Below are 14,019 nucleotides of genomic sequence, written 5' to 3' on the forward strand. Positions count from 1 at the left end.
CTGAAATGAGCAAACAACTGCAAGACGCATACATCGTCGCCGCCAGCCGCACCCCGATCGGCAAGGCACCGCGCGGAGTCTTCAAGAACACGCGCCCCGACGAGCTGCTGGTTCACGCGATCAAGTCGGCGGTCGCGCAGGTGCCGGGCTTCGACACGAAGCTGATCGAGGACGCGATCATCGGCTGCGCGATTCCGGAAGCCGAGCAGGGCCTGAACGTCGCACGGATGGGCGCGCTGCTCGCGGGCCTGCCGCAGACGGTCGGCGGCGTGACGGTCAACCGTTTCTGCGCGTCGGGCATCACCGCGCTGGCGATGGCGGCCGACCGCATCCGCGTCGGTGAATCGGACGCGATCTTCGCGGGCGGCTGCGAGTCGATGAGCATGGTGCCGATGATGGGCAACAAGCCGTCGATGTCGCCGCACATCTTCGATCGCAGCGAAGACTTCGGCATTGCATACGGGATGGGCCTGACCGCCGAGCGCGTCGCCGAGCAGTGGAAGGTGAGCCGCGAAGACCAGGACGCGTTCTCGGTCGAATCGCACCGCAAGGCGCTTGCCGCGCAGCAGGCCGGCGAATTCGGCGACGAAATCGCCGCGTACACGATCACCGAGCGTTTCCCGAATCTCGCGACCGGCGAAATCGACGTGAAGACGCGCGAGATCGCGCTCGACGAAGGTCCGCGTGCGGACACGACGCTCGAAGGCCTCGCGAAGCTCCGCACGGTGTTCGCGAACAAGGGCTCGGTCACGGCCGGCAACAGCTCGCAGACTTCGGACGGCGCGGGCGCGCTGCTGGTGGTGTCGGAGAAGGTGCTCAAGGAATTCAACCTGACGCCGCTCGCGCGCTTCGTGAGCTTCGCAGTGCGCGGCGTGCCGCCGGAAATCATGGGCATCGGTCCGAAGGAAGCGATTCCGGCCGCGCTGAAGGCCGCGGGCCTGAAGCAGGACGATCTCGACTGGATCGAGCTGAACGAGGCCTTCGCCGCGCAGTCGCTGGCGGTGATCCGCGATCTCGGCCTCGATCCGTCGAAGGTCAACCCGGTCGGCGGCGCGATCGCGCTCGGCCACCCGCTCGGCGCGACCGGCGCGATCCGCGCGGCGACCGTCGTGCACGGCCTGCGCCGTCGCAACCTGAAATACGGGATGGTCACGATGTGCGTCGGCACCGGCATGGGTGCGGCGGGCATCATCGAACGCCTGTAAGCGGAGCGGGACAGTAACGATCACGGTGCGCGAGCCACGAGCTTGCGCACCGTTTTTCATTCCGGAAGAGGAAAGTCAAAGGAGACGGTTGTGGCCGAAATTCAAGTGGAACGCGCCGACGGCGTGCTGACGATCACGATCGCGCGCCCGGCGAAGAAGAACGCGCTGACGGCGGCGATGTACCAGGCGATGGCTGACGCGCTCGCCGATGCGCAGGAAGACAAGGCGATCCGTGCGATCCTGCTGCGCGGCGGCGACGGCAACTTCAGCGCGGGGAACGATCTCGAGGACTTCCTGAAGACGCCGCCGAAGGACAAGAACGCACCGGTGTTCCAGTTCCTCGGTCGCATCAGCACTGCGAGCAAGCCGATCGTCGCCGCGGTGCCGGGCATCGCGGTCGGCGTGGGTGTGACAATGCTGCTGCATTGCGATCTCGTGTACGCGGCCGACACCGCGACGTTCTCGCTGCCGTTCGTGCAGTTGGGGCTGTGTCCGGAGGCCGCGTCGAGCGTGCTGCTGCCGCGCCTGGCCGGCCATCAGATCGCCGCTGAAAAGCTGCTGCTCGGCGAAGCGTTCGACGCGCTCGAAGCGCACCGGATCGGCATCGTCAATCGCGTGCTGCCGGCGGCCGAGCTCGACGCGTTCGCGGCGAAGCAGGCCGCGAAGCTCGCCGCGCTGCCGGCGTCGTCGCTGCGCGTGACGAAGGCGCTGTTGAAGCAGACGGGCGGCGTGGCGATTGCCGAGCGGATGTCGGAGGAAGCCGGCCACTTCTCCGCGATGCTGCTCGCACCGGAAGCCCGCGAGGCGATGACGGCGTTCTTCGAGAAGCGCAAGCCGGATTTCCGTCAGTTCGACTGACGGATCGAAGCGCGCCGGCGGGAGACCGTCGGCGCGCTCGCGCGGCCTGAATCAGGCCGTGCCGTAGTCGACGTGGCCGGTTTCGCGGCAGAAACTGACCAGTCGCAAGCCGGCCGCCTTCGCGATCTCGATTGCGAGCGACGACGGCGCGGAGATCGTCGCGACCAGCGGAATGCCGACCCGCGCCGACTTGCGCACGAGCTCGTAGCTCGCGCGGCTCGACAGGAACACGAAGCCGTCGGTCGTGTCGGCGCGCGACAGCACCAGTGAGCCGATCAGCTTGTCGAGCGCGTTGTGGCGGCCGACATCCTCGAACGCCATCCGGATCGCGCCTGTTGCGTCGCACCACGCCGCCGCGTGCAGGCCGCCGGTGAGTTGCGTGAGCGCCTGGTGCGCCGGCAGCGCGTGCGCCGCGCGCGCGAGCGCGTCGGGTGCGAGGCGCGCGAGAAAGCCGGTATCGGGCACGCGTTCGGGCGCGAGGTCGAGCAGGTCGATGCTCTCGATTCCGCACACGCCGCAGCCGGTGCGCCCCGCGAGCGCGCGGCGCCGGTCCTTCAGCGCGGCGAACGCCTGCTGCACGACTTCCAGATGCACCTCCGCGTGCGGCAGCGGCGCGCCGGCGTGCAGGATCACCTCGATGTCCTTGATGTCGCTGCCGCGTTCGACGATCCCTTCCGAGATCGCGAAGCCGACCGCGAACGCTTCGAGATCGCGCGGCGTGCACATCATCACCGCGTGCGAGATGCCGTTGAAGACCAGCGCGACCGGCCATTCCTGGCCGACGTAGTCGTGCGCGGTCTCGACGGTGCCGCCGCGCGTGCGGCGCACGGACAATTCGAGCGCGCCGCGCGGTTCGTCGCACGGTTGATCGGTTTCGGTCGGATTCACGAGCACTCCCGTTGATTCGAAGCGGCAGCGGCGGCGATCGTGTGCGCCGCTCGCGCGCAGAGGTTCTAAAATACCTCAGGCAGGCCGGCCGCGCCGGCATCCGCCACTCAGGTAACGACCATGGGACTCAGCGACGCTCCGCTGCTATTCGATTTCGAACACGATTCGTCGGAAAACCTGACGTACATCCCGATGATCGTGCGTTTCAACCTCGACCGCTTCGGTCTGCGGATTTCGCTCGAGCAGTGGCAGCTGTTGCCGCTCGAGGACCGCAAGCTGCTCGCGCGCTTTCCGGCCGACGACGACACCGCGATCGAGCCCAATTTCGATCATGCGCTGTTCGAAATGCTGCGCACGCATGCCGACCTCGAACCGTCGTGGTTCCAGCCGGACGAGCAGCCGAGCTGGCGCGGCACCGACACGGTGCCCGACGCGCTCGTGCAGCAGAGCGCGCTGGCCGGGCTGCCGGCGCCGGCGCTGGCGCAGTGGCAGCGGCTCGCGCCGTTCCAGCGCTACGTGCTGATGAAGCTGTCGCGCAAGCCGAAGCTCAACCACGACTTCGTGCCGGCGATGCGGGAGTTCGGGCTGACGGCCACGCACTGACGGGCCCCGGCGAGCGTCGCGCGCCGCGATGCAGTGCGGCGCGGTGCGTGGTTACAGCGCCGGCAGCTGCCGCGGCTTGCGATCGGGGCCGGTCGCGACGTAGGTGAGCGTCGCTTCGGTAACCTTGACGATTTCGCCGATCAGGCGCATGCGCTGCGCGTACACCTCGACGTCGACCGTCACCGACGTGTTGCCGGTGCGCGTGATGGTCGCATAGAAGCTCAGCAGATCGCCGACGAACACCGGCTGCTTGAACACGAACGAATTGACCGCGACCGTCGCGACGCGGCCGTTCGCGCGCTGGCTCGCGGGGATCGAACCGGCGATGTCGACCTGCGACATGATCCAGCCGCCGAACACGTCGCCGTGGACGTTCGCGTCGTGCGGTTGCGGGACGACGCGCAGCGCGGGCTGTTTCTGCGGGAGTTCCAGGGTCGAATCGGTCATGGCGGGGCTTTCATCCTGTAATAAGTAGGCCGCCGCGCGCAGGCCGGCCGGCGCGGCCGCCGGCAGCGGCGCTAAGCGGCTTCTGCGACAATACAACGATCACAAATTGTACGAGAAAGTGCGCGAGTCGGCCGCCGCAACACGCGTCCGGCACCGTCGCCGATCCTTCCCCCATGCGCCGATATTCCGCTTCCGGCGAGCCCGCGCCGGCTCCGACCGGGCCCCGCAACGACTGGCAGACCATCCGGTCGCTGCTGCCGTATCTCGCCACCTACAAATGGCGCGTCGCGCTCGCGCTCGGCTGCCTGATCGGCGCGAAGGTCGCGAACCTCGGCGTGCCGGTCGTGATGAAACGCATCGTCGACCACCTGTCCGCCGTGCAGCAGCTGACCGCGCTCGGCCGCGCCGAGCAGTCGGCCGGCATCGTGCTCGCGAGTGGCGTCGGCCTGCTGGTGGTCGCGTATGCGTTCGTGCGGCTGTCGACGTCGCTCTTCACCGAGCTGCGCGAAATCCTGTTCTCGAAGGTGACCGAGAGCGCGGTGCGCCAGCTCGCGCTGCAGGTGTTCCGGCATCTGCACGGGCTGTCGCTGCGCTTCCATCTCGAACGCCAGACGGGCGGCATGTCGCGCGACATCGAGCGCGGCACGCGCGGCATCCAGCAACTGATTTCCTATTCGCTGTACAGCATCCTGCCGACGCTCGTCGAGGTCGGGCTCGTGCTCGGCTTCTTCGTGGTCAAGTACGACGCGTACTACGCGTACGTGACGTTCGCGGCGCTCGTCACGTACATCGTGTTCACCGTGAAGGTCACCAACTGGCGCACGCACTTTCGCCGCACGATGAACGAGCTCGATTCGCGCGCGAACTCGCGGGCGATCGATTCGCTGATCAACTACGAGACGGTGAAGTACTTCGGCAACGAGGAGTGGGAGGCGCAGCGCTACGACGAGAACCTGAAGCGCTATCGCAAGGCCGCGATCCGCTCGCAGAATTCGCTGTCGGTGCTCAACTTCGGCCAGCAGGCGATCATCGGCACCGGGCTCGTGTTCATCCTGTGGCGCGCGACGCAGGGCGTGCTGGCCGGCAAGCTCACGCTCGGCGATCTCGTGCTGATCAACACGTTCATGCTGCAGCTGTACATTCCGCTGAACTTCCTCGGTGTCGTGTATCGCGAGCTGAAGCAGAGCCTGACTGACATGGACCGGATGTTCGGGCTGCTGTCGTCGGCGAAGGAGGTCGCGGACGCGCCCGACGCGCGGCCGCTCGCGGTGGCCGGCGCGCAGGTGCGCTTCGAGCACGTGAATTTCGCGTACGAAGCATCGCGGCCGATCCTGCACGACGTGACGTTCACGATCGAAGCGGGCACGACGACCGCGGTGGTCGGTCACAGCGGCTCGGGCAAGTCGACGCTGTCGCGGCTGCTGTTCCGCTTCTACGATCTGGACCGGCAGGCGGGCGGCGCGATTCGCATCGACGGCCAGGACATTCGCGACGTCACGCAGGACTCGCTGCGCGCGTCGATTGGGATCGTGCCGCAGGACACCGTGCTGTTCAACGACTCGATCTACTACAACATCGCGTACGGCCGGCCGACCGCGAGCCGCGACGAAGTGATCGCGGCCGCGCGTGCCGCGCACATCCACGACTTCATCGAGAGCTTGCCGAAGGGTTACGACACGCCGGTCGGCGAGCGCGGGCTGAAGCTGTCGGGCGGCGAGAAGCAGCGCGTCGCGATCGCGCGCACGCTGCTGAAGGATCCGCCGGTGCTGCTGTTCGACGAGGCGACCTCCGCGCTCGATTCGCGCTCGGAGCGCGCGATCCAGCAGGAGCTCGACCAGATCGCGCGGCACCGCACGACGCTCGTGATCGCGCACCGGCTGTCGACGGTCGTGCATGCGCAGCAGATTCTCGTGATGGACCACGGGCGGATCGTCGAGCGCGGCACGCATGACGAACTCGTGCGCGCGGGCGGGCTGTATGCGCAGATGTGGGCGCTGCAGCAGCAGCGCGCGGCGGCGGGCGGGGAAGCGGCCGAGGCCGCGTGAGCGTGGAAGCCGCGCGACGGAGCGCGGCGAGAATGGGCGGTTTGTCGGCCGCGGCCGCGGCCGCGGCTGCGGGCGGCAGGGCGCAGGCACGGCCCAGTGACCCGGCTGAGCGTTCGTTGCATCGGCTTCGGGCTCGGCATGTCGCCGATCCGCCGGGCCTTCATCGCCCTGTCAGGTCATCGTGCGAACCCGTGCTCGGGCGCCCGACGATCAGCGCGCGGCCGCGCGCAGCCGTGCGTCCAGTTCGCCGAGCTGCGCGGGCGTGCCGACGTTCTCCCAGATACCTTCATACAGTTCCCCGGTCGCGCGGCCGGCTTCGATCGTCGCCGTGAAGTACGGCTTCAGCGCGCGGTGCGTGCCGGGCTCGATGTCGCGGAACATCCGCGTGTCGTACACGCCGATGCTGCCGAACGTGACGCGCGGCGCGCCAGCGAGGGCGAGCCGGCCGTCGTCGCGCAGCACGAAATCGCCGTCCGGATGGAACGGCGGGTTCGGCACCATCACGAGATGCAGCGCCGGCGCGTCGAGCGCGGCCATCCGTGCGGCACGCGCGGCGAGCGTCCGGTAGTCGAAGCCGCAATACACGTCGCCCGCAACCGCTGCGAACACCGTCGGCTCGCCGTCGCGCTCGAGCAGCGGCAGCGCCTGCGCGATACCGCCGGCGGTCTCCAGTGCATCGCCTTCGGCCGAATACGCGAGCCGCACGCCCCAGCGCGAACCGTCGCCGAGCGTCGCCTCGAACTGTTCGCCGAGCCACGCGTGGTTGATCACGATCGTCTCGATGCCCGCGCGAGCGAGCGCCTCGATCTGCCAGACGATCAGCGGCTTGCCGCCGGCTTCGAGCAGCGGTTTCGGGCGGGAGTCGGTCAGCGGGCGCATCCGTTCGCCGCGCCCGGCGGCGAAGATCATCGCCGTGGTCAGGGTAGTGCTCATGTTCGGCTGAGGCTGAAGGTGAAGGCGGTGAGGGCGGTCAGAACGTATAGCCGACGTCGGCCGCGCCCTTGCCCTCGAGCTCGTCGAGCAGCTTCGCGAACGGCACGAGCGGGCGGTAGCGCAGCGCTACCTTGCGCGCATAGGTCAGGAAGCGCGGCAGGTCGTTCAGGTAATGCGGCTTGCCGTCGCGGTAGTTGATGCGCGCGAACAGGCCGAGGATCTTGATGTGGCGCTGCAGCCCCATCCATTCGAGCTGGCGGTAGAACTCGCCGAAGTCCGGATCGACCGGCAGGCCGGCCTTCTTCGCCTTTTCCCAGTAGTACGCGAAGCAGTCGAGCTCGAACTCCTCGTCCCAGCTGATGAACGCGTCGCGCAGAAGCGACACGACGTCGTACGTCAGCGGCCCGTACACGGCGTCCTGGAAGTCGAGCACGCCCGGGTTCGGCTCGCAGACCATCAGGTTGCGCGGCATGAAATCGCGCAGCATGAAGCCTTGCGGCTGCGCATGGGCGCTCGCGACCAGCAGCGCGAAGGTGCGGTCGAGCGTGCCGCGCATCGCGTCGGTGACCGGCTTGCCGAGGTGCCGGCCGACGAACCATTCGGGCAGCAGCTCCATCTCGCGGCGCAGGAACGCCTCGTCGAACGGCGGCAGCACGTCGGGCTGCGAGCTCAGCTGGAAGCGGATCAGCGCGTCGAGCGCGTCGCGCATCAGCGGGCGGGCGGCGACCGGGTCGGCCGGATCGAGCACCGAGATGTACGACGTGCGGCCGAGGTCCGTCACGAGCATGAAACCCGCGTCGAAATCGTGCGCCAGCACGTCCGGCACGTGATCGCCGGCCGCGGCGAGCAGTTGCGCGACCTGGACGAACTCGCGGCACTTCTCGGGCGGCGGCGCGTCGACCGCGATCAGCGAGCCGCCGGGGCTCGTGGCCGACGCGACACGGAAATAGCGGCGGAAACTGGCGTCCGACGATGCGGGCGCAAGGGTCGACAGGTCGAGGGCGTAGCGCTCGGCAAGCGGGCGCAGCCACGCGGTCAGGGCTTCGAGGCGGGCGTCGGGCTGGGATGCGGCGGATGGGGGCGTCATGAAACTCGGCGGAGGGGGGAACGTCTTGCCATATAATACCCCACGACTTTTTTGACGCGCCCCGCGTCAGCTTCCGCCGTGCAGGCCCCGCTGCCTGTCGCGCCGTCCGCCCGATCGTCTCCCCGGTTTGCGCTTAGCCGCAGTCGCGGTGCGACGGTGCGGCCCGCCGTGCGCGAATGTGCCAGCCGGTGCGGTTGACAAGGGGCGATTCGCCAAACGATAGATGCCGCCCAAACCGCTATTCCCGAATGTCTTCCCCGGTGACGGGGCGCCGCGCAAACGGCGGCTCGCGCTCGCGCTCCTGGCCGTGCCCGGCCTCGTGCCGGCCGTGTCGTACGCGCAGCTGTCGGGCGCGGCCGCGCAGCCGCAGCCGCTCGACTCGCCGTGGGATCTGCGGCTCGCCCCGCAGCTCGAGGATCATCCGCTGAAGGACGGCGCGAAGCCGGCCACCTTCGTGATCGCCGACCACACGAGCGGCACGGCCGAGCAGGACCTCGCCGCGAAAGGCTCGGCCGAGCTGCGCCGCGGCGACGCGGTCGTGAAGGCCGACGCGCTCCACTACGATCAGGATACCGACATGGCCGATGCGTACGGCCAGGTCCGGGTGGTCAATGGCGGCACGTCGTTCGCGGGCCCCGAAGCGCACCTGAAGGTCGAGGCGAACCAGGGCTTCATGTCGGCGCCGAAGTACCACTTCAACGTGACGGGCGGCTCCGGCAGCGCGGAGCGTGTCGACCTGCTCGACAGCGAGCGCTCGGTGTTCGTCAACGGCACCTACACCGCGTGCCAGTGCTCGACGAACCCCGCGTGGTACATCAAGGGCAGCCGCTTCGACTTCGATACGGGCGCCGACGAAGGCACCGCGCGCAACGGCGTGCTGTTCTTCCAGGGCGTGCCGATCTTCGCGAGCCCGTGGATGACGTTCCCGCTGTCGGGCGAGCGCCGCAGCGGCCTGCTGCCGCCGACGTTCTCGATCAACTCGAACAACGGGTTCGAGCTGTCGCTGCCGTACTACTTCAACATCGCGCCGAACCGCGACCTGACGCTCACGCCGCGCATCATCTCGCGGCGCGGCGTGCAGACGGAAGCGACGTTCCGCTACCTGTCGCCGTCGTATTCGGGCACGTTTACGGCCAATTACCTGCCGAACGACCGGCTCGCGCACCGCGACCGCTACGCGATCTACTGGCAGCACCAGCAGAACATCGGCGGCGGTTTCGGCGGCTACGTCTACTACAACAAGGTCTCGGACAATACGTTCCCCGAAGACCTTGGGTCGATGAACCAGTTCGTCAACGGGACGCAGACGCTGTACCAGCAGGAAGCCGGCCTCACGTACAACAACGGCCCATGGTCGGTGCTCGCGCGCTACCAGCACTGGCAGACGCTGCCGCCGTCGATCGCGCCGTACAGCCGCGAACCGCAGTTGAACGTGAAGTACACGAAGTACAACGTCGGCGGCTTCGACTTCGGCGCGGAAGCCGACTATTCGCGGTTCCGCATCACGACGGCCGATGCAACCGAAGGCGACCGCATCGTCTTCAACCCGTACATCGCGTACGGCGTGTACGGCCCCGGCTACTTCGCCGTGCCGAAGGTCCAGTACCACTTCGCGTCGTACGACCTGAACTACCTGTCGTCGAGCACGCCGAACAGCCCGAAGCGCTTCACCGAGTCGATCCCGACCGTGAGCTTCGATTCCGGCCTGATCTTCGACCGCTCGGTGCGCCTGTTCGGGCAGGACTTCATCCAGACCCTCGAGCCGCGCCTGTACTACGTGTACACGCCGTATCGCGACCAGTCGAACGCGCCGCTGTTCGACACCGCGGAATCGGACTTCGGCCTCGCGGAGATCTACCAGCCGAACACGTTCGTCGGCAACGACCGGATCGCGGACGCGAACCGGATCACGGCCGGCCTGACGTCGCGCTTCATCGATCCGCGCACCGGCGACGAACGCGCGCGCTTCGTGATCGCGCAGCAGTACTACTTCGCCGACCAGCGCGTGACGCTGAACTCCGGCCAGAGCGCCGTGCAGGCGCGCCATTCCGACCTGATCGTCGGCGCCGCGCTGAAGCTCGGCTCCGGCTTCATGTCGGAGACGGCGTTCCAGTACAACCAGAACAACAACCAGCTCGTGAAGTCGAGCCTCGGTTTCGGCTACAGCCCGGGCGAGCGCCGCGTGATCAACGTCGGCTATCGCTATACGCGTGCGAACACGACGCTCGACAACCAGCCGATCAACCAGTTCCTGGTGTCCGCGCAGTGGCCGCTCACGCGCCGCCTGTATGCGATCGGCCGCTTCAACTACGACCTGGCCGCCGACCGGATCGTCGACGGTCTGCTCGGCTTACAATACGACGCGGATTGCTGGGCGCTCGGGGTCGGGGTCCAGCGTTTCGCGAACGGCGTGAACACGTCGGGGCAGCAGAACTCGTCGACGCGTTTCATGATGCAGCTGACGTTGAAGGGGCTGTCGACCGTCGACAACGGCCTCGTGGCCGCGTTCCGCGCCGGGGTGCCGGGCTATACGGCGCTGCCGTCCGCGCCGCCGCCGATGTCCCGCTTCAGCAACTACGAGTAACGCCGGCTTGTCTGCACCGGTCAGCACGATTTCAATGGAGTATCAGTGGCAATGAAGAAAACCCTTCGTTTCGCGGCAGTCGTGTCCAGCCTCGCCGCGTCCGCCGCGCTGCTCGCCGCTGCGCCGGCTGCGGCGCAGGCACTTGGTTCGAAAGGCGCGCAGCTCGCCGACGAAGTCGTCGCGGTCGTCAACAACGACGTGATCACGGGCCGCGAACTCGACCAGCGCGTCGGCCTGATCTCGCGCCGGCTGCAGCAGCAGAACGCGCCGGTGCCGCCGGCCGACCAGCTGCGTGGACAGGTGCTGAACCAGATGGTGCTCGAGCGCATCCAGGTGCAGAAGGCCAAGGACGACGGGATCCGCATCGACGATGCCACCGTGCAGTCCACGCTGCAGCGCCTCGCGCAGGCGAACGGGATGACGCTCGACCAGTATCGCGCGCGCATCGTCGCGCAAGGCGTGCCCTGGAGCGTGTTCACGGGCGACGCCCGCACCGAGCTGATGCTGTCGAAGCTGCGCGAGCGCGAAGTCGACGGCAAGATCACCGTGTCGGACGCCGAGGTCGCGAACTACATCGCGAGCCAGCGCGGGCCGAACGCGTCGCAGCAGCAGGACCTGCGCTTCCAGCACATCTTCATCAAGGCGCCGACCAACGCGCCGCAGGCCGACATCGAAGCCGCGCAGAAGAAGGCCGACGCGCTGCTGCAGCAGGCCACGTCGGGCGCCGATTTCGAGAAGCTCGCGAAGAACAATTCGGAAGCGAACGACGCGAAGAAGGGCGGCGACCTGGGCTTCAAGGCGCCGAGCGCATTGCCGGCCGAGGTCGTCGACGCCGCATCGAAGCTGCGCCCGGGCCAGGTCAACCCGACGCTGATCCGCGTGCCGGACGGCTTCGAGATCGTGCGTCTCGTCGACCGCCGCCAGAGCCAGGGCGCGACGGCCGCGGCGCCGAAGATCGTCCAGACGCACGTGCGTCACATCCTGTTGCGCGTCGGCGAAGGCAAGTCGGAAGGCCAGGCGCGCCAGCAGCTGCAGGACATCCGCCGGCAGGTCGAGGCCGGCGCCGATTTCGCGAAGTTCGCGCGCACCTACTCGCAGGACGGCTCGGCATCGCAAGGCGGCGATCTCGGCTGGATCAGCCCGGGCGAGACCGTGCCGGAATTCGAGCGCGCGATGAACAACCTGCAGGACGGGCAGATCAGCCAGCCGATTCGCACCGAATACGGCTACCACCTGATCCAGGTGGTGGAGCGCCGTGAAGCGGAAGGCTCGGTGCAGCAGCAGATGGATATCGCCCGCCAGGCGATCGGCCAGCGCAAGGCCGAGCAGGCGTATGCCGACTGGCTGCGCGAACTGCGCGATTCGTCGTACGTGCAGTACAAGATCGGCGGCGTCGGCCCGGCGAACTGAGCGAGCTTCACATGACGGCATCCGCGCTGCAGATCGCGATCACGACCGGCGAACCCGCGGGTGTCGGCCCGGAGCTGACCGTGCAGGCGTTGCAGGATGCCGCGCGGCGCTGGCCCGGCGCGCATTTCACCGTGCTCGGCGACGCGGCGCTGCTCGACGCACGCGCGGCGGCCGTCGGCGCCGGCCGTGCGGTACTCGCCGGCAGCGGGCCGGTGTCGGTCGAGCATCATCCGCTCGCCGTGCCGGCGCAGGCCGGCAAGCTCGATGCGGCCAACGGCCGCTACGTGCTCGGGCTGCTCGATGCCGCGATCGACGGCGCGGTAGCCGGGCGCTTTGACGCGATCGTCACCGCGCCGCTGCAGAAGAGCACGATCAACGATGCCGGCGTGCCGTTTACCGGCCATACCGAATACCTGGCGGAGCGCACGCACACGCCGCGCGTCGTGATGATGCTGGCCGGCACGGGCGAACGGCCGCTGCGCGTCGCGCTCGCGACCACGCATCTGCCGCTGAAGGACGTGTCGGCCGCGTTGACGATCGACGGCCTCGTCGAGACGCTCGCGATCGTCGATCGCGACCTGCGGCGCGACTTCGGTCTCGCGGCGCCGCGCATCCTCGTGACGGGGCTGAACCCGCATGCGGGCGAAAACGGCTATCTCGGCCGCGAGGAAATCGACGTGATCTCGCCGGCGCTCGCGCAGGCCAACGCGCGGGGGATCGACGCGCGCGGCCCGTATCCGGCCGACACGCTGTTCCAGCCGCGCCATCTCGAAGGCGCCGATTGCGTGCTCGCGATGTTCCACGATCAGGGCTTGCCCGTGCTGAAGTATGCGACCTTCGGCGAGGGCATCAACGTCACGCTCGGGCTGCCGATCATCCGCACGTCGGTCGATCACGGCACCGCGCTGGATCTGGCCGGCACGGGCCGCGCGGATCCGAGCAGCATGGTCGCCGCGCTCGACACGGCCGTCACGATGGCGCGCCATCGCCGCGCGTCCTGACGCACCCAAGGACGCACCCAGGCTCACGCCTGACTTTATCCGTCGTATTTTTCGTTTTTCTCAGTCGATGTCGAACAGCAGACAGCACCAAGGCCACTTCGCGCGCAAGCGCTTCGGGCAGAACTTCCTCGTCGATCACGGCGTGATCGACTCGATCGTCTCGACGATCGGCCCCGCGCGCGGCCAGCGAATGGTCGAGATCGGCCCCGGCCTCGGCGCGCTGACCGAGCCGCTGATCCAGCGCCTCGCGACGCCGGAGTCGCCGCTGCACGCGGTCGAGCTCGACCGCGACCTGATCGGGCGCCTGCAGCAGCGCTTCGGCGCGCTGCTGGAACTGCACGCGGGCGACGCGCTCGCATTCGACTTCCGTTCGCTCGCGGCAGCAGGCGACAAGCCGTCGCTGCGCATCGTCGGCAACCTGCCGTACAACATTTCCAGCCCGCTGCTGTTTCACCTGATGACGTTCGCCGACGCGGTGATCGACCAGCATTTCATGCTGCAGAACGAAGTCGTCGAACGGATGGTCGCGGAGCCGGGCACGAAGGCGTTCTCGCGGCTGTCGGTGATGCTGCAGTACCGCTACGTGATGGAGAAGATGCTCGACGTGCCGCCGGAATCGTTCCAGCCGCCGCCGAAGGTCGATTCGGCGATCGTCCGGATGATTCCGTACGAGCCGCACGAACTGCCCGACGTCGATCCCGTGCTGCTCGGCGAAATCGTCACGGCGGCGTTCTCGCAGCGCCGCAAGATGCTGCGCAACACGCTCGGCGACTACCGCGAGACGATCGATTTCGACGGGCTCGGCTTCGATCTCGCGCGCCGCGCGGAGGATGTGAGCGTGGCCGAATATGTCGGCGTCGCGCAGGCGCTCGCGAAGGTGCGCAAGCCTGCGGAGTGACGACGGCGCGTGAGCGACGCGCGCTGCGGCTCGAGGTTCACGAGGCTGCCCTGGCGGGCA

General features: G+C 68.1%; 12 protein-coding genes. 8 read left to right on the forward strand and 4 right to left on the reverse strand.

Going from position 1 to position 14,019, the window contains the following annotated elements; all coding sequences use genetic code 11:
* Positions 1-5: 5 nt before the first annotated feature.
* Positions 6-1,205 (forward strand): acetyl-CoA C-acyltransferase, encoded by a 1,200-nt coding sequence (locus C7H84_RS14305; protein ID WP_121859397.1) that lies wholly within the window; start codon positions 6-8, stop codon positions 1,203-1,205.
* A 90-nt stretch (positions 1,206-1,295) separates the two neighbouring features.
* A complete protein-coding gene (locus tag C7H84_RS14310) occupies positions 1,296-2,063 on the forward strand; it encodes an enoyl-CoA hydratase (protein WP_121859398.1) in 768 nt (255 codons plus the stop codon).
* A gap of 51 nt (positions 2,064-2,114) precedes the next feature.
* Here the strand turns inward: C7H84_RS14310 and fdhD are convergent, their stop codons facing one another.
* Complete coding sequence (gene fdhD, locus C7H84_RS14315) at positions 2,115-2,951, reverse strand: formate dehydrogenase accessory sulfurtransferase FdhD (protein WP_121859666.1); 837 nt, start codon at positions 2,949-2,951, stop codon at positions 2,115-2,117.
* Between the two features lie 120 nt (positions 2,952-3,071).
* On the opposite strand from fdhD, the gene C7H84_RS14320 reads away from it, so the two are divergent.
* Positions 3,072-3,554 (forward strand): nitrate reductase associated protein, encoded by a 483-nt coding sequence (locus C7H84_RS14320; RefSeq protein WP_121859399.1) that lies wholly within the window; start codon positions 3,072-3,074, stop codon positions 3,552-3,554.
* 51 nt (positions 3,555-3,605) lie between these two features.
* On the opposite strand, the gene C7H84_RS14325 is transcribed toward C7H84_RS14320, so the two are convergent.
* The gene (locus C7H84_RS14325; protein ID WP_121859400.1) at positions 3,606-4,001 is read right to left on the reverse strand and encodes an acyl-CoA thioesterase; all 396 of its coding nucleotides are present in this window, start codon (positions 3,999-4,001) and stop codon (positions 3,606-3,608) included.
* A gap of 173 nt (positions 4,002-4,174) precedes the next feature.
* Between C7H84_RS14325 and C7H84_RS14335 the strand changes: the two genes are divergently transcribed.
* Positions 4,175-6,046, forward strand: coding sequence for an ABC transporter ATP-binding protein/permease (locus C7H84_RS14335; RefSeq protein WP_121859402.1), 1,872 nt, complete (start codon positions 4,175-4,177; stop codon positions 6,044-6,046).
* Between the two features lie 210 nt (positions 6,047-6,256).
* Here the strand turns inward: C7H84_RS14335 and murU are convergent, their stop codons facing one another.
* Positions 6,257-6,979, reverse strand: coding sequence for an N-acetylmuramate alpha-1-phosphate uridylyltransferase MurU (gene murU / locus C7H84_RS14340; protein WP_121859403.1), 723 nt, complete (start codon positions 6,977-6,979; stop codon positions 6,257-6,259).
* A gap of 37 nt (positions 6,980-7,016) precedes the next feature.
* Positions 7,017-8,066: a phosphotransferase gene (locus C7H84_RS14345; RefSeq protein ID WP_121859404.1), complete on the reverse strand. Its 1,050-nt coding sequence runs from the start codon at positions 8,064-8,066 to the stop codon at positions 7,017-7,019.
* A 223-nt stretch (positions 8,067-8,289) separates the two neighbouring features.
* Between C7H84_RS14345 and C7H84_RS14350 the strand changes: the two genes are divergently transcribed.
* From C7H84_RS14350 to rsmA, 4 genes are all read left to right on the forward strand, one after another.
* Positions 8,290-10,650, forward strand: coding sequence for an LPS-assembly protein LptD (locus C7H84_RS14350; RefSeq protein ID WP_121859405.1), 2,361 nt, complete (start codon positions 8,290-8,292; stop codon positions 10,648-10,650).
* A 51-nt stretch (positions 10,651-10,701) separates the two neighbouring features.
* A complete protein-coding gene (locus C7H84_RS14355) occupies positions 10,702-12,060 on the forward strand; it encodes a peptidylprolyl isomerase (RefSeq protein WP_121859406.1) in 1,359 nt (452 codons plus the stop codon).
* Positions 12,061-12,071: 11 nt separating this feature from the next.
* Positions 12,072-13,061 (forward strand): 4-hydroxythreonine-4-phosphate dehydrogenase PdxA, encoded by a 990-nt coding sequence (gene pdxA, locus C7H84_RS14360; RefSeq protein ID WP_121859407.1) that lies wholly within the window; start codon positions 12,072-12,074, stop codon positions 13,059-13,061.
* Positions 13,062-13,128: 67 nt separating this feature from the next.
* Positions 13,129-13,959: a 16S rRNA (adenine(1518)-N(6)/adenine(1519)-N(6))-dimethyltransferase RsmA gene (gene rsmA, locus C7H84_RS14365; protein WP_121859408.1), complete on the forward strand. Its 831-nt coding sequence runs from the start codon at positions 13,129-13,131 to the stop codon at positions 13,957-13,959.
* Positions 13,960-14,019 lie beyond the last annotated feature (60 nt).

The organism is Burkholderia sp. Nafp2/4-1b (assembly GCF_003635165.1).
In the GTDB taxonomy this organism is placed as follows: Bacteria; Pseudomonadota; Gammaproteobacteria; order Burkholderiales; family Burkholderiaceae; genus Burkholderia.